General features: G+C 66.4%; 25 protein-coding genes and 1 pseudogene. 11 read left to right on the top strand and 15 right to left on the bottom strand.

Going from position 1 to position 24,665, the window contains the following annotated elements:
- Position 1 precedes the first annotated feature (1 nt).
- Together pgi and fgd are read right to left on the bottom strand one after the other, a co-directional pair.
- On the bottom strand, positions 2 to 1,645 hold the full coding sequence (pgi, locus tag GON09_RS20485) for a glucose-6-phosphate isomerase (RefSeq protein WP_213933430.1): 1,644 nt from the start codon (positions 1,643 to 1,645) through the stop codon (positions 2 to 4).
- Positions 1,646 to 1,665: 20 nt separating this feature from the next.
- The gene (fgd, locus tag GON09_RS20480; RefSeq protein WP_213933429.1) at positions 1,666 to 2,670 is read right to left on the bottom strand and encodes a glucose-6-phosphate dehydrogenase (coenzyme-F420); all 1,005 of its coding nucleotides are present in this window, start codon (positions 2,668 to 2,670) and stop codon (positions 1,666 to 1,668) included.
- A gap of 206 nt (positions 2,671 to 2,876) precedes the next feature.
- Here fgd and GON09_RS20475 point away from each other — a divergent pair, with 206 nt between their 5' ends.
- Genes GON09_RS20475 through GON09_RS20465 form a run of 3 tightly spaced genes read left to right on the top strand, consistent with a single transcriptional unit; the run spans position 2,877 to position 4,500 of the window.
- On the top strand, positions 2,877 to 3,638 hold the full coding sequence (locus GON09_RS20475) for a DeoR/GlpR family DNA-binding transcription regulator (protein WP_213933428.1): 762 nt from the start codon (positions 2,877 to 2,879) through the stop codon (positions 3,636 to 3,638).
- 31 nt (positions 3,639 to 3,669) lie between these two features.
- Positions 3,670 to 4,011 (top strand): ArsR/SmtB family transcription factor, encoded by a 342-nt coding sequence (locus GON09_RS20470; RefSeq protein ID WP_213933427.1) that lies wholly within the window; start codon positions 3,670 to 3,672, stop codon positions 4,009 to 4,011.
- Positions 4,012 to 4,014: 3 nt separating this feature from the next.
- The gene (locus GON09_RS20465; protein WP_213933426.1) at positions 4,015 to 4,500 is read left to right on the top strand and encodes an SRPBCC family protein; all 486 of its coding nucleotides are present in this window, start codon (positions 4,015 to 4,017) and stop codon (positions 4,498 to 4,500) included.
- A gap of 111 nt (positions 4,501 to 4,611) precedes the next feature.
- Here the strand turns inward: GON09_RS20465 and GON09_RS20460 are convergent, their stop codons facing one another.
- Positions 4,612 to 5,553 carry a L,D-transpeptidase gene (locus GON09_RS20460; RefSeq protein WP_213933425.1) on the bottom strand — a complete coding sequence of 314 codons (942 nt, stop codon included), beginning with the start codon at positions 5,551 to 5,553 and terminating at the stop codon, positions 4,612 to 4,614.
- A gap of 216 nt (positions 5,554 to 5,769) precedes the next feature.
- On the opposite strand from GON09_RS20460, the gene GON09_RS20455 reads away from it, so the two are divergent.
- Positions 5,770 to 6,294, top strand: a complete 525-nt coding sequence (locus GON09_RS20455) for a DUF6328 family protein (RefSeq protein ID WP_213933424.1) — start codon at positions 5,770 to 5,772, stop codon at positions 6,292 to 6,294.
- Between the two features lie 73 nt (positions 6,295 to 6,367).
- Here GON09_RS20455 and GON09_RS20450 read toward each other — a convergent pair whose 3' ends face one another.
- Positions 6,368 to 6,997, bottom strand: a complete 630-nt coding sequence (locus GON09_RS20450) for a hypothetical protein (protein ID WP_213933423.1) — start codon at positions 6,995 to 6,997, stop codon at positions 6,368 to 6,370.
- 211 nt (positions 6,998 to 7,208) lie between these two features.
- Between GON09_RS20450 and GON09_RS20445 the strand changes: the two genes are divergently transcribed.
- Entirely contained in the window at positions 7,209 to 8,561 is a 1,353-nt protein-coding gene (locus GON09_RS20445) for a wax ester/triacylglycerol synthase domain-containing protein (protein WP_307854427.1), read from the top strand.
- A gap of 53 nt (positions 8,562 to 8,614) precedes the next feature.
- Positions 8,615 to 9,052, top strand: coding sequence for a PaaI family thioesterase (locus tag GON09_RS20440; protein WP_213933421.1), 438 nt, complete (start codon positions 8,615 to 8,617; stop codon positions 9,050 to 9,052).
- A gap of 23 nt (positions 9,053 to 9,075) precedes the next feature.
- Here GON09_RS20440 and GON09_RS20435 read toward each other — a convergent pair whose 3' ends face one another.
- The 9 genes from GON09_RS20435 to GON09_RS20395 form a co-directional block, all read right to left on the bottom strand.
- The gene (locus tag GON09_RS20435; RefSeq protein WP_213933419.1) at positions 9,076 to 9,780 is read right to left on the bottom strand and encodes a GAF and ANTAR domain-containing protein; all 705 of its coding nucleotides are present in this window, start codon (positions 9,778 to 9,780) and stop codon (positions 9,076 to 9,078) included.
- A gap of 169 nt (positions 9,781 to 9,949) precedes the next feature.
- Positions 9,950 to 10,927, bottom strand: coding sequence for an MsnO8 family LLM class oxidoreductase (locus GON09_RS20430; RefSeq protein ID WP_213933418.1), 978 nt, complete (start codon positions 10,925 to 10,927; stop codon positions 9,950 to 9,952).
- Positions 10,928 to 11,119: 192 nt separating this feature from the next.
- Entirely contained in the window at positions 11,120 to 11,488 is a 369-nt protein-coding gene (locus tag GON09_RS28405; RefSeq protein WP_244865578.1) for a hypothetical protein, read from the bottom strand.
- 109 nt (positions 11,489 to 11,597) lie between these two features.
- The gene (locus GON09_RS20420) at positions 11,598 to 13,277 is read right to left on the bottom strand and encodes an FAD-dependent oxidoreductase (protein ID WP_213933417.1); all 1,680 of its coding nucleotides are present in this window, start codon (positions 13,275 to 13,277) and stop codon (positions 11,598 to 11,600) included.
- 125 nt (positions 13,278 to 13,402) lie between these two features.
- A complete protein-coding gene (locus tag GON09_RS20415; RefSeq protein ID WP_213933416.1) occupies positions 13,403 to 13,627 on the bottom strand; it encodes a dodecin in 225 nt (74 codons plus the stop codon).
- Between the two features lie 92 nt (positions 13,628 to 13,719).
- Positions 13,720 to 14,976 carry a serine hydrolase domain-containing protein gene (locus GON09_RS20410; RefSeq protein WP_213933415.1) on the bottom strand — a complete coding sequence of 419 codons (1,257 nt, stop codon included), beginning with the start codon at positions 14,974 to 14,976 and terminating at the stop codon, positions 13,720 to 13,722.
- Positions 14,977 to 15,083: 107 nt separating this feature from the next.
- A complete protein-coding gene (locus GON09_RS20405) occupies positions 15,084 to 15,635 on the bottom strand; it encodes a DUF6764 family protein (RefSeq protein ID WP_213933414.1) in 552 nt (183 codons plus the stop codon).
- Between the two features lie 124 nt (positions 15,636 to 15,759).
- Positions 15,760 to 16,812, bottom strand: coding sequence for a DNA polymerase domain-containing protein (locus GON09_RS20400; protein ID WP_213933412.1), 1,053 nt, complete (start codon positions 16,810 to 16,812; stop codon positions 15,760 to 15,762).
- Position 16,813: 1 nt separating this feature from the next.
- Complete coding sequence (locus tag GON09_RS20395; RefSeq protein WP_213933411.1) at positions 16,814 to 17,878, bottom strand: ATP-dependent DNA ligase; 1,065 nt, start codon at positions 17,876 to 17,878, stop codon at positions 16,814 to 16,816.
- A 58-nt stretch (positions 17,879 to 17,936) separates the two neighbouring features.
- Here GON09_RS20395 and lppU point away from each other — a divergent pair, with 58 nt between their 5' ends.
- Both lppU and GON09_RS20385 read left to right on the top strand, forming a co-directional pair.
- Positions 17,937 to 18,521 (top strand): LppU family putative lipoprotein, encoded by a 585-nt coding sequence (gene lppU, locus GON09_RS20390; RefSeq protein WP_213933410.1) that lies wholly within the window; start codon positions 17,937 to 17,939, stop codon positions 18,519 to 18,521.
- 82 nt (positions 18,522 to 18,603) lie between these two features.
- Positions 18,604 to 19,410, top strand: a complete 807-nt coding sequence (locus GON09_RS20385) for a 3'-5' exonuclease (protein ID WP_213933409.1) — start codon at positions 18,604 to 18,606, stop codon at positions 19,408 to 19,410.
- On the opposite strand, the gene GON09_RS20380 is transcribed toward GON09_RS20385, so the two are convergent.
- The gene (locus tag GON09_RS20380; protein ID WP_213933408.1) at positions 19,399 to 20,259 is read right to left on the bottom strand and encodes a response regulator transcription factor; all 861 of its coding nucleotides are present in this window, start codon (positions 20,257 to 20,259) and stop codon (positions 19,399 to 19,401) included. The genes GON09_RS20385 and GON09_RS20380 overlap by 12 nt on opposite strands.
- 196 nt (positions 20,260 to 20,455) lie before the next feature.
- Between GON09_RS20380 and GON09_RS20375 the strand changes: the two genes are divergently transcribed.
- Positions 20,456 to 22,036, top strand: a complete 1,581-nt coding sequence (locus GON09_RS20375) for an acyl--CoA ligase family protein (RefSeq protein ID WP_213934542.1) — start codon at positions 20,456 to 20,458, stop codon at positions 22,034 to 22,036.
- Between the two features lie 23 nt (positions 22,037 to 22,059).
- Here GON09_RS20375 and GON09_RS20370 read toward each other — a convergent pair.
- A pseudogene (locus GON09_RS20370) lies at positions 22,060 to 22,510 on the bottom strand (DoxX family protein).
- A gap of 112 nt (positions 22,511 to 22,622) precedes the next feature.
- Between GON09_RS20370 and GON09_RS20365 the strand changes: the two are divergent.
- Both GON09_RS20365 and GON09_RS20360 read left to right on the top strand, forming a co-directional pair.
- Positions 22,623 to 23,366 (top strand): TetR family transcriptional regulator, encoded by a 744-nt coding sequence (locus tag GON09_RS20365; RefSeq protein ID WP_213933407.1) that lies wholly within the window; start codon positions 22,623 to 22,625, stop codon positions 23,364 to 23,366.
- Positions 23,367 to 23,489: 123 nt separating this feature from the next.
- A complete protein-coding gene (locus GON09_RS20360; protein WP_064065225.1) occupies positions 23,490 to 24,647 on the top strand; it encodes an acyl-CoA dehydrogenase in 1,158 nt (385 codons plus the stop codon).
- The last annotated feature ends 18 nt before the right edge of the window (positions 24,648 to 24,665 follow it).

Raw genomic sequence — 24,665 nt, 5'->3', positions numbered from 1 at the left:
CTTACTTCCCTCCGTCGCGCAGGGTGCGGTAGGTCTCGATCAGCTGGTCGGTGGAGGCGTCCCCGGTGTCCGGGCTGTCGTCGCCGGCGAGGACCGCCTGCAGGGCGGTGGCCTGGGTCTTGCCGAGTTCGACGCCCCATTGATCGAACGAGTCGATCCCCCAGACGATGCCTTGGACGAAGGTCTGGTGCTCGTAGAACGCGATGATCTGCCCCACCACCGACGGGGTCAGTTCCGGGGCGAGGATCGTCGTCGAGGGCCGGTTGCCGGGCATCACCTTGTGCGCCACCAGCGCCTCGTCGACGCCCTCGGCGCGCACCTCGGCGGCGTCACGGCCGAAGGCGAGGACTTGGGCCTGGGCGAACATGTTCGCCAGCACCAGCACCTGCATGCCGGTGGCGCCGTCGCGGGCGGGCAGATCGTCCCCGCTGCGGGCGAGGCCGAGGAAATCGACCGGCACGATCTCGGTGCCCTGATGCAACAGCTGGAAGAACGCGTGCTGACCGTTCGTGCCCGGCTCGCCCCAGAACACCTCCCCGGTCGGGCACGAGACCGGTGTGCCGTCGGCGCGCACCGACTTGCCGTTCGATTCCATGGTCAGCTGCTGCAGATAGGCCGGCAACCGCGCCAGATCCTGGGAATACGGCACCACCGCCCGCGACCGGTAACCGAGGATGCTCGCATTCCACACCCCGATCAACCCGGCCAGCAACGGCGCATTGTGTGCCGGGTCGGCGGTGGCGAAGTGGTCGTCGATGCTGTGCATGCCGTCGAGGAACTGCGCGAACCGTTCCCGGCCGATCGCGCACATCACCGCCAGCCCGATCGCCGAGCCCACCGAATAACGCCCGCCGACCCAGTCCCAGAATTCGAACATGTGCGCCGGGTCGATACCGAACTCGACGACCCGCTCGGTGTGCGTGGAGACCGCCACGAAATGCGCGGCGACCGCGTCCTCGCCCAGGGCGTCGACCAGCCAGCGGCGCGCGGCGGTGGCGTTGGACAGGGTTTCGAGGGTGGAGAAGGTCTTCGACGCCACCACGAACAGGGTGGTCGCCGGGTCCAGGCCGGTCAGGGCGGCGGTCAGATCGGCCGGGTCGACATTGGCGACGAACCGGGTCGCCGGCCCGTCGTGAAAACGCCGCAGCGCACCGGTGACCATCGCCGGCCCGAGATCGGAGCCGCCGATGCCGATGTTGACCACCGTGGCGATGGGCTGCCCGGTCGCCCCGCGCCAGTCGCCGCTGCGGACCCGGTCGCAGAACTCGCCCATCCGGTCGAGCACCGCATGCACCTGCGCGACGACATCGACCCCGTCGACCACCAACTCCGCATCGCGCGGCAGACGCAGCGCGGTGTGCAGCACCGCCCGGTCCTCGGTGCTGTTGATGTGCTCACCGGTGAGCATCGCCGTGCGGGCCGCGGCGATCCCGCTCTGCTCGGCGAGCTCGAACAAGGTGTCCAGCACCGCGGTGTCGAGGCGTTGTTTGCTGAGATCGACCACCAGCTCGCCGGCGCGGATCGTCAGCGTCGAGACCCGGCCGGGTTCGGTGCCGAACAACTGCCGCAACGACACCGATTCGAGCCGGTCGCGATGGTCTTCCAGAGCCTTCCAGGCGGGCGTGGTCGTCACATCCGTATTCATCTGGTTCCCATGCCCTTTCGTCACGCCAGGGCGCGCAGGCGCGGAGCGAGGTCCCGTTCGAACAACTCCAGGAACCGCCTCTGATCATGACCCGGAGCATGGAACACCAGATGATTCAACCCCGCCTCCACATACGCCGCGACCTGCTCGACCGCCTCGTCCGGATCCGACGCCACGATCCACCGCTTGGCGACCTGCTCGATCGGCAACGCATCGGCCGCCGCCTCCATCTCCACCGGATCGTCGATGCTGTGCTTCTGCTCCGCCGACAACGACAACGGCGCCCAGAACCGCGTGTTCTCCAACGCCAGCTCCGGATCGGTGTCGTACGAGATCTTGATCTCGATCATCTTGTCGATCCCGGCGACATCTCGGTCGGCCTTGCCCGCACCCTCCGCCACCGCCGGCAGCAGCTTGTCGGTATAGAGCTCCATGCCCTTGCCCGAGGTGCAGATGAACCCGTCCCCGGCCCGCCCGGCATAACGGGCCACCACCGGACCCCCCGCGGCGATATAGACCGGGATACCCTCCTCGGGCACGTCGTAGATCGACGCACCCTTCGTCGAATAGAACTCCCCCTCGAAATCCACCCGATCCCCGCGCCAGAGCTCACGCATCAGCCGCACCGACTCACGCAGCCGGGCGAAACGCTCCTTGAACTCCGGCCACTGCCCGGAATATCCGGTGGCGATCTCGTTGAGCGCCTCACCGGTGCCGACCCCGAGGAAGATCCGCCCCGGATACAGACACCCCATCGTCGCGAAGGCCTGCGCGATCACCGCCGGGTTGTACCGGAACGTCGGGGTCAGCACGCTCGTGCCCAGCTGCAAGCGTTCGGTGCGTTCCCCGACCGCGGTCATCCACGCCAACGAGAACGGCGCATGCCCCCCGTTGTGCCGCCACGGCTGGAAATGATCCGACACCGTCGCCGAATCCATCCCGTGCGCCTCGGCCAACACACCCAACTCCACCAACTCACGCGGACCGAACTGCTCCGCCGACGCCTTGTATCCCAACTTCAGCATTACCGTGCAACCTCCGAACAACGTGGTGCCAGCGAAACGATCACGCACAATCGCGCAAACCCTGCACGAAATCATGCACACTGAGCGCAGACAGTGTCAATATCCACGCAAAGGTGTGTTGCCCCGTGCGTTATGGTCGTGCACCGACCCCGACCACGGCGTCCGAGTACCCAGAATGTCGAGTACCCAGAGACTGAGGAGCAATCGTGTCCGCGACCGCACGGCGCCGTGAGATCTTCCACCGCATCCTCGCCGACGGATATGTCGATGCGAAGACCCTCTCGGCCGACCTCGGCGTCGATGCCTCCACGATCCGCCGAGACCTCGATGCGCTAGCCCGTGAAGGGAAGGTCGAGCGCACGCACGGGGGCGCCCGATCGGTCGAGGGCGCGGGACACGAGGTGCCGTATGCCCTCAAGAAGGACGTGCGTCGCGAAGAGAAGGCGGCCATCGCAGCGGTTGCGTCCGCCATGGTGTCGGACGGCGACAGTGTGGTGCTCGACAGCGGGTCCACCACGTACGAAGTAGCCGTGGCACTACGACACAAGGCGTCGCTGACGGTACTCACCAACGACCTGCGTATCGCGAAATACGTTGCGACATTCCCGGACGTCCGACTCCTCGTGTCCGGGGGCGAACTCCTCGGCTCGGTGTACACCCTGGTCGGGGACCATGCCGTGCAGTTCCTCTCGGACTATTCCGCCGACTGGGCGTTCCTCGGTGCCGATGCCGTGCATCCCACCGCCGGCATCACCAACACCAACACACTGGAGATCCCGATCAAGCGAGCGATGATCCGGTCGGCCGAGAAGACGATCGTGGTGACGGATCATTCGAAGTTCGGGGAGCGTGCGCTCGCCCGGGTCGCGAGTCTCGACGAGATCACGTCCGTCGTCACCGACGACGGCCTGGACGAAGAGAAACGGGCAGCCTACGGCGACCGACTCGTGATCGCTTCGAGCCCTTGACATACAACCATGTGGTTGTACATTTGAAGATGTGAGTGGAGACGACGAGGACCGGGCCGACGCCCTGTTCCACGCGCTCTCCGACCGGACCCGGCGCGACATCATGCGACGCGTCCTGGCCGGGGAGCACTCCGTGTCCGCTCTCGCAGCGAACTACGACATGTCTTTCGCCGCAGTACAGAAACACGTCGCCGTATTGGAGAAGGCCGGTCTGCTCGTGAAGCGACGCAGCGGCCGGGAACAGTTGGCCAGTGGTGACGTGACGGCAGTGCGGTCGGTGGCGTCCATGCTCACCGAGCTGGAGCAGATCTGGCGCGGTCGCATCGCGCGCATCGACGAACTCATCGCATCCGAATCCTCCCAGGAGGGCTGAGAAATGCCTGTAACCGACGTTCGGCACGACCCCGACACGCTGAGTCTGACCATCACCGCCGAGTTCGCCGCCCCGGTGACCCGCATCTGGCAGATCTACGCCGATCCCCGTCAGCTGGAGAAGATCTGGGGACCTCCGACCTTCCCAGCGACGATGGTCGACCACAACCTGAAGCCCGGAACCCGCACGACCTACTACATGACGGGTCCCGAAGGTGAGAAATACGCGGGATACTGGGACATCACCGCTGTCGACGAGCCGACGAGTTTCTCGTTCCTCGACGGTTTCGCCGACCCGGACTTCACTCCGAAACCGGAACTGCCCGTCTCCGAGAACGTGTACACCTTCACCGAGCACGAAAGTGGCACGCGCGTAACCTATGCCAGCACCTACCGGAGCGCCGAAGCGCTCCAGCAGATTCTGGACATGGGCGCTGTCGAGGGCGCTTCGTCCGCGATCAACCAGATCGACGAACTGATTGCGGCGTAGCAACACCGAAAAGCCGACGACCCCTGCTCCTCCGGACGAGTCACGAATCGGGAGCAGGGGGCGTCGGAGGCTCTGCCGTCGGTGCGGCGGGGATTCGGTCGTACGACAGAATCAGAGATTCCAGTCGCCGAGACCGTCCCACCCGTTGAGGGTTCCACCGGCGGTGTTCTGCACGATCACCGGGTCGCCCTTCTTGGCGTTCTCGAAGAACCACTTGCCGTCCTCGGTACTCACATTGAGGCAGCCGTGGCTGACATTGGTGTTGCCCTGCGCGCCGACCGACCACGGGGCCGCGTGGAGGAAGATGCCGCTGTTGGACATCCGCGTTGCATACTCGACGTACGTGCGGTACCCCTCGGGGCTGTCGACCGGAACTCCGTAGGTCGACGAGTCCATGTACATGTCGCGGTACTTCTCGCCGACGATGTACGTCCCGTTCGGGGTGTCGTGACCGGGCTTGCCGAAGGACGTCGGCATGGTGCGGACGACCTCACCATTGCGGGTGACGGTGATGGTCTTGGTGTTGTTGTCGGCCACCGTCACCAGCGCGTCGCCGATGGTGAACGACGACTGTGCGTCGCCGGCCTTCACGGTGACCGCGGTGTTCGCGGGCCAGAACTCGAACGGCTTCCATCGGACCTGCGTGTTCGACGCCCAGTAGAAGTGCCCGTCGACGGGCGGCTGCGAAGTGATGCGGATGGCGCGTTCAGCGGCCGCACGATCTCCGACGGCCTCGTTGAACCGGATGATGATCGGCTGCGCGACACCCACCGTCTCCCCGTTCGACGGGTTGACGGACGGAGCGGAGAACGGCGCGGCCGGCTCGGGAGCGAGCTGCGGCGGGAGTTGCGGCGGCGTCATCCCGGGCGGGGTGAGTCCTTCGATCAGCTCCTGGACGCTCGGCACCTCCGGCCCACCGGGCCACAGCGGTGCCGCGCTCGCAGGACCCGCAGTGGCGAGTGCCACGGCGGCTGCGCCCACAAGCGCAGCACCGACCTGCGCAGATCGGCGGCCCGTGCGGCGACGGTTCGACAAAGCTCGCTTTTCGAACATTCCACAACCCATCGTTCAGCGGTGCGCCGCGTCCTGTTCCCCTCCGCGGCGTGCTCGTACCCGTTCATTAGATACAGGACGATAACGAGGGGGCAATTCGAGAGCGCCCGGTTCCGGGGTTTGCCCAGGTCGGTGGAACACACGGCGCTTCACGTTCGTGTGACTCCGGTGCGTCGAGCGTGTTCGATCACCTCGAAAAGGGGGCATTGCCAGTGTATGGACGACACGGGCTCTCGCAACGACGCCGCATGGAACTACCGGGAGCGCGGTGAAACCGACACCCAGCGGCTCGACCGCAACTGGAACCATCTGCTGCAGGAACTGCGCGTCGTGCAGACGGGAGTTCAGCTCCTGACCGGATTCCTGCTCACATTGCCGTTCCAGCAACGATTCGAGGAGCTGTCGGACGTGCAAGAAGTGATCTATCTGGTCACGGTCGCCCTCTCGGTGACCGCAGTGATCTTGCTGGTCGCGCCCGTCGGACTGCACCGGTTGTTGTTCCGGCAGCACGCTCTGGCCACGCTCGTCGCGACCGGACAACGACTGGCGATCGCAGGTATCACCGTCCTGGGACTGGCCATCGTCGGCGTCGTCCTGCTGATCTTCAGCTTCGTCGCGAATATGCCCACCGGAATCGTCGCAGCTGCCGTCGCGATGGTGATGTTCTTCGGTTTCTGGATCCTGCCGTCATTGCAGAACCGTCACGATATCGACGATGCCCGCACACCACATGGCGGATGACGCCCTGCCGCGGTCCGGGCGATTCGACGAAATACACGGCAGTGCGGCGATTTTCCAGATTCTTTGTCGCGGTTCAGGCCAGTTCGGGGACGTGCAGGTGCGCGATGGCCAGTTCGAACTCACCGGTATCGAGCACCTTCGCGCCTGCCGCGTGAGTCACCTCGGCCCGGATGGCGTCGACGTGGTCTTTGTTGCTCTCCATCGTCTGTGCGCTGTCGAAAGTCAGCGAGGACACCCCGCGACCGGTGGCGCGGTCGACCATCAGACTGGCACTGCAGAAGCCCTCCAGCTCCTCCATCCGCGGCAGCGCTGCCATCTTCCACATGTCCACTCCACGATCGAGTCGGTCCGGTTCCAGTTCGACCCAGGTGACACGGCAGCAGGCCCCACGAGTCGCATGATGATCGCGATGCATGACGGCGATCTCCCATTGCGAAACCTCCGTGGCAGCATGGAACATCCTGGCTGCCTCGTCTCGAAGCATGCGAACCACACCTTCGCCGGCGCGCAACGCATCTTCGTCCCGCCAGGAACTGGTGGCGATGCAGCGGCCCGAACCACGATCGATCAGCAGGGACAGCCCCAGACAACCTTCGATGTCCGCCAGTGCCGGCATGACGATGTCACGTACGTGTTTGATCCCGGAGTCGATGTACGACGGATGGGCGTGAATGGTGGTCGAACGTGCAAACACGATCGGCACCCCTCTCCTCGGGGCGGCGCCGACACGGCGTCGCCGGTCGTTTCCCGTGTTCCACAGTGCTCCCCTACTCCGCCGTAAGCAATAGGGCATTGTCGGCAGCGCGAGCCCGACGACGAGGTGATGTCGTGGCGGCATCGCCCCGATGGGACCGGTATTCGCGAAGCGCCGCGGTTGTTGCTCTTCCGAGCCATCCGTCTGCGATCCTCGAAGGGTGTGGGATTCAAGCCGCATAGACCGCATCGGCCCCGGCGACCTGACCGAACTCGCCTCCGACGTCGGGCCGGTCCCTCTGCACGTCGGTGCCGTGATCTTCTTCGCCGGCGACGGTGCCTCGGATCCGGCGACTCTGCGGGCCGCCTTCGCCGAGCGGCTCTCCGGCATCCGGCGCCTGCGGCAACGCCTGATCGAACCTGCACCCGGACTCGGGCGGCCTTACTGGTTCGACGACGACCACTTCGACATCGATGCTCACCTGTCGCAGATGCGGTGCCCGGCCGATGCCGACCTGGACGCCGCCATGGCGCTCGCCGTGGAGACCCTCACCCGACCCCTGCCTCGGTCCCGGCCGCTGTGGCGCGCGCTCCTCGTCACCGACATCGCAGATCCGCGCGGACACACGGCGACGGTGATGGTGCTGCACCACGTCCTGGCCGACGGGATCGGTGGCCTGGCAATCCTCGCGCATCTCGTCGACGGTGCGGACAGTGCAGCACCCATGTACGAAACTCCTCCACCTTCCACGAGTCCGAGAACCGGAGAACTGCTCGTCGACAACGTCATCGGGCGTCTGCACATGTTGCGACGAGTTCCGCAGGCCGTCGCCCGTCTTCCCGATGCGTGGGCGGAACTCGGACGAGGCTCCGGCGGACGTGCTCCTCGATGTTCGTTCAATGCGCCTACCGGTACTCGCCGTGCGCTCAGGACGGTCGAGGTGGATCTGGACACCGTCCGTCGGACGGGACGACGATGGCACGCGACCGTCAACGATGTGCTGCTGGTCGCCGTCAGTGGTGCCCTGGCCACGGTCCTGCACACGCGTCGCGAGTTCCCGTCCGAACTGGTCATCTCGGTACCGGTGTCCGCCCGCACCGCGGCCACGCGTGGGCAATTGGGCAATCGGGTGGGCGTCATGCCCGTCCGGGTGCCACTGGAAGGAACCGCGCAGCAGCGACTGGTTTCGGTCTCCCGCCGTACGCGCGCACAGAAGTCGACCATCCGAGGTCTGTCCGCTGCGCTGATGGGACCGCTCTTCCGGATTCTCGCTGCAGTCGGGGCGTTCCACTGGTTCGTGAACCGCCAACATCTGGTCAATTCTTTTCTGTCCGACCTGCCGGGACCGTCATCACCCGTTAGCGTGGCCGGGGCCCCGGTCGCCTCGATCGTTCCGATGATCGTCAGTACGGGAAACATCGGAGTCGCCTTCGTGGCACTGTCGTATGCCGGCACGCTGAGCGTGACGATCACCGTCGATCCCGATCTCGTCCCCGAGATCGACGATCTCGAAGATGCGCTGCACGAACAATTCCACGCGGTCATCGCTTCCGGAGAGGCATCTGCACAGTAGTTCGTCGCCGCAGTTCACCGTTCGGCGACGAGGAACGAGGTAGGTTGCTGATCATGTCCGAGGAGGCCGCCGGAATACCCACCCTCGCCGATGCCCGGAAAGTTCTGGCGTCCCAACCGTTCAGCGTCCTGATCGGGGCCCGCCTGGTCGAGTACGAATCAGGACGAGCGGTGCTGGAGATACCCCTCAGGCCGGAACTGCTCCAGCAATTCGGTTTCGCACACGGCGGCGTTCTGGCCTACGCAGCGGACAACGCACTCACTTTCGCCGCCGGCACGGCCCTCGGCTCCTCGATCGTGACGACGGGCATGACCCTCGACTATCTGCGACCCGCGAGCGGTGCGCTCCTGAGAGCGGTCGCCGCCGTGGTCAGCGCCGGCAGGAGGCAGGCGTTGTGCCGGTGCAAGATCTACGCCGTCACCGACGACGCCACCGAGAAGCTGTGTGCGGCAGCGCAAGGAAGTGCACGCGTGATCGACTCGAATCGGTAGTCCGCAGCGTGCACTTCACATATCTATGAAGGTCGGTCGTGCTGTGGCCCGAGCTCTACGATGCGACCGGCAATGGCCGTCACCGGCACATTGGACTCCTGCGAGAGGGTGACCATCATCGCGAACGCGCAATCGGCATCGACGGCGAAGCGCTCCATGAGCATGCCCTTGGCCTGGCCGATCAGGTCGCGGGACGCGATTGCCGAATGCAATTGAAGCTGCCGGTTGGCCGAGACGAATGCGATCGCAGCGTGAGCTGCGAGCACTTCCCCGATGTGGATCGACTCCTCGTCGAGGACATTCGGTTCGGAGGAGAACAGGTTCAGCGCCCCCGCCTGCATGTTGTGGGTATAGAGCCGGAACGACACCATGCTGCGCACCCCGGCTTCGACGGCTGCCGCGGTGAACATGGGCCAGCGCGATTCCGCAGCCAGATCGTCACTGCGGGTGAACACCGTGTCCATGGCAGCATCCACGCACGGTCCTTCTCCGACCCGAGCTTGCAGCGAATCGATCTGCGGAGGCAACTGTGAGGTCGCTGCGTACGATTCGAACTTTCCACGGTCGGCGATGATGAGTACGTCGGCGCTGTCGGCACCCGGAATCAGCTCTACCGCGGCAGCAGTGATGCGCTGCAGGGTCGTGTCGAGATCCGTACCTGCGCCGTCGAAGGAACGGGCGAGTTCGGCCATCGTGCGGCTCAGACGGTCAGGATTCAGGTCGGCCATGAGCACACCTTCCGAAAGTCGGTGCGCTCGGTACGGGCATCGACAGCAGCGGGAGCAGCGGCACCGTCGCAGCGACACCACGCTCTGGGACCACCAGCCTATCGTCGTGCCGAGGACATGGTCCGGCCACAGAGCGAATGCACGAACGCTCGAGACTTCGGTCCGGTGGTCAGGCGACGCCGAAGATCCGGGCCAGCCGCGCGTCGGAGTCGTACAGGGCAACGGTATCGAAGGTGGATGCGGAGCTGAGCACCTCGTTTGCCCCGGTGACTGCGATCAACTTCTCCAGAGACTCGGCCACCCGATCCTCGGTACCGGCAAGTGCGCCACGCGCGGTCTCGGCGACGACGCGTCGCCGGCGCTCGGTCATCGGCTGCCGGCGGATCTCGTCGACCGGGGACAACGGTGGGAACGAGCCCGACTCGCGCGAGACGGCCATCGCCCAGGCCTCCGGAAGCAGTAATTCCTCCGCTTCGGCTTCGGTGTCGGCGATCAGGATGTCCAGTCCGACGACGACATACGGTTGCGCACCGGTTGCGCCGGGCCGGAAGTCCGCGCGATAGCGATCGAACGGTTCCGAGCCCTGCCGAAGAAGGGGGCCGGCGACAACCACGGGAAGTCCCAAGCGAGCCGCGAGCTGCAGGCCCTCGCGCGTCCCGAGCACGAAGATCGGAGGAGCCTCGGGCACCCGAGGGCGAACGGTCACCTCCGATTCACCGTTCAGATAGGCCCGCAATTCGGCGATGTCGGCGGCGAAGTCGTCCGCATCGGCGCGGTGGGTACGCAGGGCATCGCGCACGGGTGCGGTGAACCCGAGAGAACGACCGACACCCAGATCGATCCGGCCGGGATGCAGCGCCTCGAGCGCCGCGAATTGTTCGGCAACGACGATCGGCTGATGATTGGGCAACATCACCCCACCGGACCCCACCCGGATCCGACTCGTCCGGTTCGCGATCGTGCCTATGAGCACCGCCGGGACACTCGAGGCGATGCCAGGGACGGCATGGTGCTCGGCCACCCAGAAACGGTGATAACCGGTGGCCTCGGCGAGTTCCGCGCGGTGCACGGTCTGCCGTAGCGCGGCAGCATCGGTCTGCCCGTCCCGGGTCCGGGACCGATCCAGCAACGACAACGCGACCTGCATGCCCGTCTCAACACCGGACCGGTCCCGGATCTTCCTGCCTGTCGATGGTGGATCGCGAGTGTTTCATCCTGAAATTTCACCAGGTTTTCACTCCGACATTTCACCCCGGATTTTCATCCTGTCGAACTACCCCGACACCGAATGGATGAAGTCCTGATGGGACCGTTCGAAACAACCGGCAGCAGGTACAGCTCACGGATCCTCGGGACCCCACGGGCGACCGGCAGCGATCCAGTCTCCGTGGAAATGGATCTGTCCGTGCTCGGAAGCCTCCTGAGCCGCCGCGACGCCGCGCGTATCAGCGACATACAGCAGGAGATTGGCAATCGCGTTTCCGACCACAACTACCTGGTCACGGGTGTCGTCGGCCCTGATCGACGCTTCGGCGAGTGCCTTCCCCGCGCCGATTGCCGCAGCCAGGGAATGGTGACGGCGCTCGGTGCACTCGGCACGTCCGCAGGACAGACACAAATCCGATACGAGGTGCCCCTCGCCGAAACGCGGACGTCCGTAATCCTTTCCGCTGTGCGAGCAGCCGGGACCGCTCATCGGACTCTTCATGTCATTTCCTGCGGAAACATATGGTGATTATGACCGATTTCGTTTCACCCCTCGGGCAGGGCGTAGCGAGGCGTCGAAAGGCAGAAAGTTGTCGACTACGGCCGGCGACTCACGATTCGATTCGCGAGGCCGCCAGCATCTCCTCGATCGACACGAACTTCAGCCGCGAACGTCCCGCGGCCGACCCGCGGGCCTTCTCCTGCTTGTCGATCTGCAACCAACCCCGGTAGTCGATGTGCTCCGGGCGCCGCTCGGCGACCAGCGCCGCCAACTTCTCCCGATCCGCGACCGGCTCGGGCAACCGGCCCTCGACGAAATCGTCGAGGATCTTTTCGACGGTTTCCGCAGAGCACTGCTTGTTGGTGCCGATCACCCCACTCGGACCCCGCTTGATCCACCCCGCGGTGTAGACGCCGGGCACCGGCGCTCCGGTCTCGGGATCGATCACCCGACCGCCCTCGTTGGGGATCACCCCGCGCCGCTCGTCGAAAGGCAACCCCGCCGGCGCGGTCCCGCGATACCCGATCGACCGCAGCACCAACCCCACCTCGAGGGTCTCGGTCTGCCCGGTCGGACGGGCCTCGAGCCGGCCGCCCGTCTCGACGAGTTCGGTGCGTTCGAGCGTGATCGACTCGACGACCCCGTCCCCGGAGATCTCCACCGGCGACGCGAGAAACCGCAACACGATCCGCTTGGTGCCCTCGGTGGGGGTGTTCTGCGCGAAGCCCTCGACCTGCCGCACCTTCAACGCGATCCGCGGTTCGACCTCCGGATCGTCGATCAGTGCGCGGCTGACCGGATCGAGTTGCACCTCGGCCGGGTCGACGACCACATCCACCCCCGCCAGCGAACCGAGCGCCAGCAGCTCCGGATTGGTGTAGGCGGCCTGCGCCGGGCCGCGCCGACCCACCACCACCACCTCGCGAATGTTCGACTTCCGCAACGCCTCGAGGGCGTGCTCGGCGATGTCGGTGCGGGCCAGCTCCTCCGGATCCATCACCAGCGCCCGCGCCACGTCCAGGGCGACGTTGCCGTTGCCGATGATCACCGCCCGCTCACCGGACAGATCGAAGGTGCGATCGGCGAAATCCGGGTGCCCGTTGTACCAGGCCACGAACTCGGTCGCGGCGTGCGAGCCGGCCAGGTCCTCACCGGGGATGTTCAGCGTGCGGTCACCCGCGGCGCCGACGGCGTAGATCACCGCGTGATGATGCGCGAGCAACTCCTCGTGAGTGATGTGGGTGCCGACCTCGACGTTGAAATAGCACTGGGTGTTCTTGTGGCCGATGGCGCTGCGGAAGACATCGCCGACCCCCTTGGTGCTCTGATGATCCGGAGCCACCCCGGCACGGACCAGCCCGTAGGGAGTGGGCAGCCGATCGAAGATGTCGACCTGCACCGCCGCATGCGTCACCAGATCCATCGCCGCGTAGCACGCCGCCGGCCCCGAGCCGACGATCGCCACCCGCAGCGTGCCCAGCTCGGCGGGCAGCTTGCGGCGCGTGCGCAACTCGGGCCAGTCCGGCCCGATCGGATAACGGCGGTAGTACTCGGCATTGATCTCCAGATACGGCTCCTGCGCCGGGGTGAGCTCGTTGTCCGCCGCGATCGCATCGACCGGGCACTCGTCCACACACGCCCCGCAGTCGATGCACGTATCCGGATCGATGTAGAGCATCTCCGTCGTCGCGAACGGGGCTTCGTCGGGCGTCGGGTGGATGCAGTTGACCGGGCACACCTCGACACACGAGACGTCATTGCAACACGCCTGAGTGATTACATAAGCCACAGTTCTACCTGCCTACAATGCCGATTCCGGACGACGAACGGGCCTCAGACTAGTACAGGTTCCACCACCGGTCGAGAACCGCATTCTCCGAATAGTACCATCGCGTTTTCGACTTTTCGTAGCGCTCAGATGTCGGTCTCCGTGCTCGACTCGATGCGGAACCCGATCTTGAGGGTGACCTGCGTATGAGCCACCAGTCCGTCGTCGATGTGCCCGCGGATGTTGACCGTTTCGAACCACTCGAGATGCCGCGTGGTCTCCGCGGCCCGCGCAACCGCCTTCGCGATCGCGTCGTCGACCCCGGTGGTCGACGAGCCGACGACCTCGATCACTCGATAGACATGGCTCATGGTTGAACTCCTCGAATCGGCGATGCTCCGATTCGGATCGTCCCGCCACCGAGCGGCCCTCGTCTCCGAAACAGCAAAAATGGACGAAAGATTCACGCACGACGAGCGAGCGACCGGGCGAGTTCACCGAGACGCGCGAGGCGCAGATCCCCGAGCGGGATCGCACCGGCTCCGAGCCGGTTGGTGACGAAGGCGAGCGACAGACCGGTGTCGAGGTCGGCGTAGGCCCCCGAACCACCCACACCGTAGTGCCCGAGCGCACCGCGAGGGCGCTGGATGCCGGCGAAGATGGGCTGGTGGTAGCCGAGCCGCCACGCCATCGGCACACCCAGCACGTAGTCCCGGCTGCGTACCCGCACCCGGGACATCTCGTCGATCGTGGCGCCCTCGAGGAACTTCACTCCGTCGATCGTCCCGCCGGCGGCGATCGCGCCGTACATGCGCGCGAGAGAACGCGCCGTGAACACACCGTTCCATCCCGGCATCACTGCGTCGTGCACGGCAGGATCCCCGACGAGCCTGTCGAAACCGTCCGGCATCGCGGCCTCGGCGAGACCTCGGGTCGGCCCGAGTCGCGACAGCACTGCAGCGCTCGCACCCCAGTGCAGACCCGCCGGGGCAAGCCGCGGGAACAACTTCGCGATCCGGCCCCGTTCGTCGTGCGGAACGCGGTACCAGAAGTCGGGATCGCCCAGGGGCCGGGCGATCTCCCGTTCCACGACCTCCACGAAGGGTAGACCGGTGACCCGCTGCACGAGCTCGGCGACGAGCCACCCGTATGTGACGGCATGGTAGCCCGAACCACCGTTGCGCCGACGGTCCGGTGCTGCCGCTTCGAGCGCCGCGACGGTCGCGTCGTACTCGAGGATCCCACGGGTTCCCGGAACCAGGCCTCGCACCCGATGAAGACCCGATCGGTGGGTGAGGACGTCCGCGACGGTGATGTCCTCCTTGCCGTTCGCGGCGAACTCGGGCCAGTACTGCGCGACCGGCGCGAAGTAGTCGATCACTCCACGCTCGGCGAGTCGATGCACGACGGTCGACGCCACACCCTTGCCCGTCGAGAACGACAGCGCCATCGTGTCGCGGCCCCATCGACGGTCGGGAGCGGACCAGCCGGACCAGATGTCGAGGACCTTCTCCCCGTGGAGGTAGGCGGTGAGCGCGCCGCCGCCGTCCCGGGGACGCTTGTACAGCGAGAAGAACGCGTCGGCCAGTCGCAGGAATCGCGGGTCGACGACCATCTCGGTCGGCGCCGCGGCCGGTCGGGCGCCGACCTGCTCCGGACTGTGGACCGGCGCGAACGGCGCTGCCGCCCCGGCAGGTTCGAAGACTGCTCCGGTCGTCATCGCTGTACCCCCATCGGCATATGCGACAGGCTACGACGAAACAGAACGTAAAGGAAGAGTTTACGTACAGTCTGTTTGTCGGTGCCCCGGGCGGAACGCGCGGAAACTCAGGGCAGTGTCGACGGCGGTGTCTCGGCACCGGGAGTGACGTACCGGAAGTCGCCCAGCACGACGCACCCGCGAGCCGCCTCGAGATCGAACGCTGCCGCCGCTGTGCCCTGACACAGGACCGGATCGTCGGCGTCGCCCACGAAGGCCTGGGACTGCGGGCCCGCGGCGACGACTGCCGTTCCCGGACCGTCGAGCACCCCGAGAGCCAGGGCCTGTGCCCCCACACCGATTGCGAACAGACGTCCCGACGTGCTCTCCCCGGCTCCGACGCCACCGTCGAATCCGGCTGCCCCTACCTGGGCTGCACCGCGGGCGTCGGCGAATCCCACCCCGCGTTCGCCGTAGCTCCAGGCATCGGCGGTGCCGTCGGTGGACGCGCCGCATGCTTCGTCGCCGTCGATCTGCACGACCTCGGCGGGGGCGCCCGGCGGTGCCGTGCAGGTCGTGGCCGCGGATGCGGTCTGAGGAACGAGGAATCCGGCGCCGATCGCGGCAGCGAACGTTGCCCCTACGCCGAGAACCCGACCGGACGCCCACCAGCGAATCACGACATCGACCTTTCCGAACCTCAGAGGACTGTCTTCCCGGACAGTTTATGGACTCCCGCTTCGGGAGGTCTCATAGTCGAGGTCACGACAGGGACGCGATTCGGAACGTCCTACCACCCGCCGTTCACGTGTCCTTCGCCCGATCGGTGTCGCGCGAGGGCTGGACACGCTTCGGCTCTCCCGGCATCTTCGGGTGATTCGGCGGATACGGCAGGTCGCCGAGACCGTTCGCCGCGTCCCGTTCCGCCATCTCGAGCAGCACGTCCAGCGAATGGGCGTGCGCGTCGAGATCCGCCATCGGATCACCCCGCTTCGCCAACAGGTCCGGCACCGTGGCGATCGTGAAGTCGTCGGGTTCGGCGTCCGCCAGTTCGTCCCACGTCAACGGGGTCGAGACGGTCGCGATCGGAGTGCGTCGGACCGAGTACGCCGAGGCGATCGTCTTGTCGCGGGCGTTCTGGTTGTAATCGAGGAACAGCCGCTCACCGCGTTCCTCCTTCCACCACGCCGTCGTCGCACGCTCGTCGCTGCGACGCTCGATCTCACGCATGAGCGCGATCCCGGCGCGGCGGACTCCGACGAAGTCCCATTCGGGCACGATCCGCAGGTAGATGTGGAGCCCCCGCCCGCCGGACGTCTTCGGATATCCGGTGAGACCCAGTTCGTCGAGGAGCGGGCGCACGACCTCCAATGCCACCGCCCGGGCGTCGCCGAAGTCGGTTCCCGGTTGCGGGTCGAGGTCGATGCGCAGTTCGTCGGGGCGGTCGGTGTCGCCGCAGCGCACCGGCCACGGATGGAAGGTCACGCACCCGAGGTTCGCCGCCCACACCACGTCGGCGGCCGAACGCACCCGCAGCGCATCGGCCGTACGGCCCGAGGGGAACGTGATCTCGCAGGTCGCGACATGATCGGGGCGCTTGACCGGTGCCCGCTTCTGGTAGATCTCCTCCCCCTCGACACCGTCGGGGAAGCGCTGGAGGTGCGTCGGCCGGTCGCGCAGAGCCGTCAGCAGCGGTGCGTCGAACTCGGTGGTGATCCTCCGGTAGTACTCCACAAGATGCCGCTTCGTGCCGCCGTCCGCCCCGAGCTGCGGGAAATAGATCTTGTCGGGATTCGACAGGCGCACGGGCGTGCCGTCGACGTCCAGCTCCTCGGCGGGCGAACGCTTCGTGGCCATGTCAGTCCTCCGTCCGGTCGAGCACATCCGACAGGTCGTAGCGCACCGGAACCTCGAGCTGGTCGAACGTGCAGCTCTCGGGGTCCCGGTCGGGACGCCACCGCTGGAATTTCGCTGCGTGCCGGAACCGCATCCCCGCCCCGGACACCCCTTCCATCTGGTCGTACGCGACCTCGACGACACGTTCGGGACGCAGCGGTACCCAACTGCGATCCACCGCCGAACGCCACCGCGTCGGTTCGCCCTGTTCGACGACGCCCTCTCCGAGACGCAGGGGCTGCAGTTCGGCGAGCAGTTCCTCGCGCCGCTCCCGCGTGAACGCCGAGGCACCGCCGACCATGGCGAGCTCGCCCTCGTGGTACAGCCCGAGCAGCAGCGACCCGACACCCTCGACGGTCTTGTGCTTGCGGTAACCCATGAGGACGCAGTCGGCGGTGCGCGCGTGCTTGAGCTTGAGCATCTCCCGTTTGTCGGGCACATAGAGTCCGTCGAGCCGTTTGGCGACGACCCCGTCGAGGCCGGCGCCCTCGAACTCCTCGAACCAGCGACGGGCGGTGTCGGTATCGGTGGTGGCCACCGTGACGTGGCAGCTCTTTCCCCCGCCGATCTCGGACCGCAGCCGGGCGCGCCGGTCGGCGAACGGGGTCTCCATGAGGTTCTCGTCGCCGAGAGCGAGCAGATCGAAGCCGACGAACACAGCCGGTGTCTGCTCGGCGAGCATCGTGACCCGGCTGGCGGCCGGATGGATCCGCTCGGACAGCGCCTGCCAGTCGAGTCGGGTGCGGCCGTCGCGTTCGCGCGGGACGACGATCTCCCCGTCGACCACGCACCTGTGCGGCAGTTCGGCGCGCACCGCGTCGGCGAGCTCCGGGAAGTAACGGACGAGGTCCTTACCGCCGCGCGAGGCGAGGACCACCTCGTCACCATCGCGGAAGACGATCGCCCGGAAGCCGTCCCATTTGGGTTCGTAGGACCACTCGGGGGGACCGCTCTCGGGTTGGGAGGGGACGGTGGAGGAGACCTTGGCGAGCATCGGGGCGAGCGGCGGCACCACAGGCAGGTCCATGCGGCACATCGTTCCACCCCGTACGGGTACCGGCAGCGCTTCCGTAGGCTCTTCGACCATGAACATTCTCCGAGGGGCGGCCGGTGCCGCGATGGCGTTGGCGACAGCAGGGGTGCTCGGAGGATGCACGAGCCAGGTCGAAGGACAGGCCGTGTCCGCCGCGAACGCCCTGGCCACGTCCACGGCTCCCTCCTTCTCCCTGCCCACCACGACTCCGTCCGCATCGTCGTCGACCGAGCTGAGCATCGACGTCGCAACGGGCGAATGCGTCGCGCTCGGCGGCACGGTCGACGACGCGACCATCGACTACGCAGACTGCGGCACCCCGAGTTCGAACTACAAGGTCGTCGACGTCGTGGATGCCAGTGCCATGTGCCCCGGCGACATCGACCAGACCTACTACGAGTCGTTCGGCGGCGTCGAGGTCGGCGCGTTGTGTCTCGACATCGACTGGGTGGTGGGGACCTGCATGGACCTCGGCGGCGAGGATCCGCAACGCATCGAATGCGGGGAGCCTGCGGTCCAGGGCGAAGAGGTCACCGAGATCCTGCTCGACACCTCCGACGTGAACGACTGCGCGACCTCCGAGGGAGGGTTCGTGTACCGGGAACGCAACTTCGTGGTCTGCACCGACACGATCTGACGGTTCTTTCCTCGAGGCATGTCGGTGCCTCCCGCAACAATGCGTCCGACAGATCATCATCCGACGGACGCGAGGACCGAACATGACGCACTGGCCGGACAGACCGATCTGCGCGTTCGATCTCGAGACCACCGACCGGGATCCCCGCAACGCCCGCATCGTCACGGCCTGCGTCGCGACCTTCGACGGCGACCGCATCGACGCACGGTCGTGGCTGCTCGACCCGGGTATCCCGATACCCGAGGAGACCACCGCGATCCACGGCATCACCACCGCCCACGCCCGCACCGAAGGACTCGACTACCTCGAGGGGTACCGGCAGATCCGGCAGGCGGTGTGCGACGCGTGGGCGCGCGGCCACACCGTCGTCGCGTTCAACGCCAGCTACGACCTGACGGTGCTCGACGCCGAGGGCCGCCGCCTGGGCCTGCCCGGCCTCGACATCGGCACGGTCGTCGACCCGTATGTCATCGACCGCGAGATGGACCGCAGTCGTCCCGGCAGGCGCACACTGCAGGCGGTCTGCGAGGAGTACGGGGTGGCACTGCCGAATCCGCACGAGGCCGAGGCCGACGCGCTCGCGGCCGGCCACTTGACCCGCGCGCTCGTCGCGCGCTATCCCGAACTCGCCGAACTCGACATCATGGCCGATCAGGCCGCCTGGCACGCCGAACGTCAACGCAGCTTCGCCGAATATCTGCGCGGGCTCGGGCGCGAAGTCGTCGACGTCGACGACAGCTGGCCCGTCCGGCTTCCCACCCCGGCAGGCACCGACGTCCTCGAGCGTCCCGCGACCGAGACGAGGTTCCGGCGCGCGCTGCGCGCGATCCGCGAGTTCTTCCGGCGACTGCGCCGCGGTGATCAGGACCGCAGTCGATCAGGGCAGTAGTCCCTGCCGGCGCGCTTCGACGACCGCTTCGTGCCTGCTGCACACATCGAGCTTGTCCATCGCATTGCGCAGATAGGTCTTGACCGTCTCCACGCTCAGCGACAACCGATCGGCGATCTCCGCGTTGCGGCAACCCAGGGCCACATGGCTCAGCACGTCGTGCTCGCGAGCGGTCAGGTGCGTCCGCGGCTGCGACGCACCGCTGTGTGCCCGGGCCAGTGTCTCCTCGACGTTCCGCACCTGTTCCCTGATCGCCGGGTCGTCGGTGCGCGCCGCGATCGCCCGCAGTGCGACGAGACATTCCGTCAGCGCCTCGGAGACGGCAATCGGAACGGATTCGACGTGCGCGCCACGAGTGTTCTCGATCAGCGACACCCGTCGGTCGACCTCGTCGCGGATCTCGATCTCCCGCGCGAGATCCGCAGCCGACCGCACGACCTTCTCCGCGACCACATCGCCGATCGGCCGGTTGACCCTCAACCCGCCGTAGATCGCAGCGCGGGTGCGTCCGCGCACCACGACCGGCACCGCGAGCAACGACTCGATTCCCTCACCGGCGACCTGCCGGTCGTAGTGATGGGTGATGTGCGGTGACGTGAAGTAGTCGGCGACCGCGCCGGGACGTTGTTCGACGACCACCCGCCCGCCGAGTCCGCGCTCGGCGGCGATCACCAGATTGCGCAGGACACGACCGCGAGTACCGACGAATCCGGACAGGACGACGTCCGAGCCCTGCACGGCACCACCGAAGAGCACCGGTAGTTCGGTCGTCGACTTCAGGTCGCGCAGTGTGGCGCGAAGGGTGTCGAGATCATCGGGACGCAGCACACCCGGTACGGCGACATCCATCGACTGCTCCTGCTCTTCCCTCCGAACACCCACTTTCGAGGGTAGTAGGGCCGGTTCCACGATTCGTAACCTGCACATCGCCCGGTGTTGCGACGATCACAGAAGACGCCGGAATCCGAGTAGGCCACCCCCGGAGGTATCCGTGTCCATTGCCCCCGCCCGTCCCGGCTCGACCGGAGCCGCGAACTACAGTCAGATGAGCCCGTTGCGCTTCCTCGAACGGTCTGCGGCGGTGTTCCCCGATCGCACCGCGATCATCCACGGCGACCGCACGTACACCTACGCCGAGTTCGCCGACGAGACCCAGCGACTCGCACGGGTGCTGCGCAGCCGTATCGAGCCGGGCGACAAGATCGCGTACCTGACGCCCAATGTGCCCGAAATGCTCATCGCGCATTTCGCCGTGCCGCTGGCGGGCGGCGTGCTCGTCGCCTTGAACTCGCGACTGGCGGGGCCGGAACTCGAATACATCCTCGACCACTCCGAGACGACGCTGCTGTTCGTCGACTCCGAACTGCTCGGATCGGTGGCAAGCGTCCGGGAGAACGTTCCGCGCGTCGCCGAGATCGTCGAGGTTCCCGACTCGACCGTGCCGGTTCCGGAGGTCCCTGCCGGAGTGGCCACGACCCGATACGACGAATTCCTCGCCCAGGCCGACTCGCTCGATGCGTCGCCGTTGCCGTGGAGCATCGGCGACGAGCTCGGCGTCATCACCCTCAACTACACCTCGGGCACCACGGGCAAACCCAAGGGCGTGATGTACACCCACCGCGGCGCGTACCTGAACTCGTTGGGTGAGACCTTCCACAACAGCTTCGACGGGCAGAGCAAGTACCTGTGGACGCTGCCGATGTTCCACTGCAACGGCTGGTGCACGCCGTGGGCGGTGACTGCGGCGGCAGGAACCCACATCTGCCTGCGCGCGGTGCGCGCCGATGCGATCTGGGATGCCATCGACAATCTCGGCGTCACCAATCTGTGCGGCGCCCCTGCGGTGTGCTCGACCATCGCGAACGCCGACCAGGCACATCCGCTGGATCGCCCGTTGCGGATCACCACGGCCGGCGCACCACCGTCGCCGACGGTGATCGCCCAGCTCGAGCAGATGGGTATCACGGTCGTGCACGTCTACGGGCTCACCGAGGTGTACGGCCCGTACACGATCTGCGAATACCAGGACAGCTGGGACGGCAAGCCCGCCGACGAACGCGCCGCGCTGCTCTCCCGCCAAGGTGTGGGCATGCTGCAGGCCGAGACCGCACGGGTCGTCGACGAGGACATGAACGATGTGCCCGCCGACGGCGAGACCATGGGCGAGATCGTGCTGCGCGGCAACAACGTCATGCTCGGTTACTACAAGGACCCGGGTGCGACGGAGGATGCGTTCCGCGGCGGCTGGTTCCACACGGGCGACCTCGGCGTGATGTATCCGGACGGATACATCCAGCTCAAGGACCGCGCGAAGGACATCATCATCTCCGGCGGCGAGAACATCTCGACCGTGGAGGTCGAGCAGGCGATCGTCAGCCATCCGGCGGTGCTGGACGTGGCGGTCGTCGGCGTTCCCGACGAGAAATGGGGTGAACGCCCCAAGGCGTTCGTGATCCTGAAGAAGGACGAGTCCGTGACGGCCGACGATCTCATCGAGTACACCCGCACGCTGCTCGCCGGATACAAGGTGCCGCGCGACATCGTCTTTCCGCTGGAGCTGCCCCGCACATCGACCGGGAAGATCCTGAAGTTCGAGCTGCGCTCGGCCCAGGCATCCGAAGGCTGAGCCGGCGGGCGTCCGAAATGCTCCTAGTGGTCACGACTCCGCCAGGCTCGCCATGCCGCGGTCGACCACAACGCCCACACGACGAGGACGGGCTGGAAGAACAGTCGTGCCAAGCGGTCACCGTCGCTGTCCAGCCCGAAGGCATCGGTGCCGGACATGTACTGCGCAATGTTGCCCGGAAAGACCGCGACGAAGAATGCTGCGGTGACCCATCCCACGATCGGTCTCAGCGCTCGTGGCGCCAGTAGGAGTGCCGCACCCAGGCCGATCTCCACGATTCCGGACCAGGACGACGGAATCCGGCTCCAGCGGGATCCAGGACGGTACCTGAGCCTGGAACTCCTGCCGCTGCGCGGTGAGGTGCCCGATGCCGGCGAACAGAAGAAAACCGCCGAGCAGCAGCCTGCCCACAGTCCGAAGAGGACCGGTCTTCCGGGAGTCACGGACTGTGGCAGGCGAGGTGTCGTTTCCCATTGCTGGAATATTACGCACAATTAGATTGCACACAATGTTTTTGGTCCAGGTGATCGCGCGGTTCCCGCCGACTGCACGAAACCGGCGGTCCCACAGGGGATACTTGGCAACCATGACCACCGGTACAGGTAGCCCGACGAGATCCGCTCCCGCAGGTCCCGATCCCGCCCAGTTCCGGGTGCATGTCGTCACGCAGGCGATCCGCCTGTTCTCCGAGTTCGGCTACGAGTCGACCACCGTCGAGCAGATCGCCGCGGCCGCCGGGGTGTCGCGGCGGACGTTCTTCCGGCAGTTCCGGTCGAAGGAGGACGTGATCTTCGCCGATCACGAGTCGTTGCTCGAGCAGGTCGCCGAGTATCTGTCGCAGGATTTCGACGATCCCTGGGCAGCGGCCTGCGAGGGCGCCAAGCTCGTGTTCGGGCACTTCCGCGACCGGCGCGAGTTGGCGGTGTGGCGGTACCGGGTGGTGCAGCGGGTGCCGGCGCTGCGGGAACGCGAACTCGTCACCACCTACCGTTACGAGCGGCTGTTCACCGACTTCCTGCGCGCTGCCGCCCCGACGGAGAAGCCGGTGCGCACCGTCAGCTTCGCGGCGGCGATGACCGCCACACACAACTTCGTATTGCGCGCAATGATCCGCGGTGACGAGACTGCCACCGCCGAACGCCTCGAGCAGGAGTTGCTCGAGCTCCGCCGCACGTACGGGGTGGTTCCGGCGCCCGAAGGCACGGCGAACGGGAAGGCCTCACCGAGCCCGCCGGAGGTCGCGGTGGTGACCTATTCGGCCCATCTGACACCCGCAGAGATCGCCGAACAGGTTCGACTCCAGCTCGAAGGCGCACGTCAGCACCGTTGACCTGGCACTGAGTGCCGTGGTTACAATCGACTCATTCCGTCACGTCGCGAACCGTCGCCTCGCTAAGCTCGAGGGAGCAACGCTCGCAAACCTGGCACCGCGTGCCGTTAGGAGTCCGCCGTCATGGCCCTCAATCCCGACTTCGATCTGTTCAAGCTCTCCGAGGAGCACGACGCTCTGCGCGAGGCGATCCGCGCACTCGCCGAGAAGGAGATCGCGCCCTACGCCAAGGACGTCGACGAGAACTCCCGCTTTCCGCAGGAGGCCCTCGACGCCCTCAACAAGTCGGGCTTCAACGCCATCCACGTGCCCGAGCAGTTCGAGGGCCAGGGTGCCGACTCTATCGCCGCCTGCATCGTCATCGAAGAGGTCGCCCGAGTATGTGGCTCCTCCTCGCTGATCCCCGCCGTCAACAAGCTCGGCACCATGGGCCTGATCCTCCGCGGCTCCGACGAGCTCAAGGCCAAGGTCCTCCCCGACATCGTCAACGGCGCGATGGCCTCCTACGCGCTGTCCGAGCGCGAGGCCGGCTCCGACGCCGCCTCCATGCGCACCCGCGCCAAGGCCGACGGCGACGACTGGATCCTCAACGGCTCCAAGTGCTGGATCACCAACGGCGGTAAGTCCACCTGGTACACCGTCATGGCCGTCACCGACCCCGAGAAGGGTGCCAACGGCATCTCCTCCTTCATGGTCCACAAGGACGACGAGGGCTTCGTCGTCGGCCCGAAGGAGAAGAAGCTCGGCATCAAGGGCTCCCCTACTGCCGAGCTGTACTTCGAGAACTGCCGCATCCCCGGCGACCGCATCGTCGGCGAGCCGGGCACCGGCTTCAAGACCGCTCTCGCGACTCTCGACCACACCCGCCCGACCATCGGTGCGCAGGCAGTCGGCCTCGCCCAGGGCGCCCTCGATGCGGCGATCGCCTACGTCAAGGACCGCAAGCAGTTCGGCCGGCCGATCTCCGACAACCAGGGTGTGCAGTTCATGCTCGCCGACATGGCGATGAAGGTCGAGGCCGCCCGCCTGATGGTCTACACCTCCGCCGCTCGCGCAGAGCGCGGTGAAGGCAACCTCGGCTTCATCTCCGCCGCCGCCAAGTGCTTCGCGTCGGATGTCGCGATGGAGGTCACCACCGACGCCGTGCAGCTGTTCGGCGGTGCCGGCTACACCACCGACTTCCCGGTCGAGCGCATGATGCGCGACGCCAAGATCACGCAGATCTACGAGGGAACCAACCAGATCCAGCGCGTCGTCATGTCGCGCGCTCTGCTGCGCTGACCCCGGTCGCGTAAGTTA

This window comes from Rhodococcus sp. B50 (assembly GCF_013602415.1).
GTDB lineage: Bacteria > Actinomycetota > Actinomycetes > Mycobacteriales > Mycobacteriaceae > Rhodococcus.
Note: the sequence above shows the minus strand (reverse complement) of the source record. Positions and strands in the feature narration are given on the sequence as shown.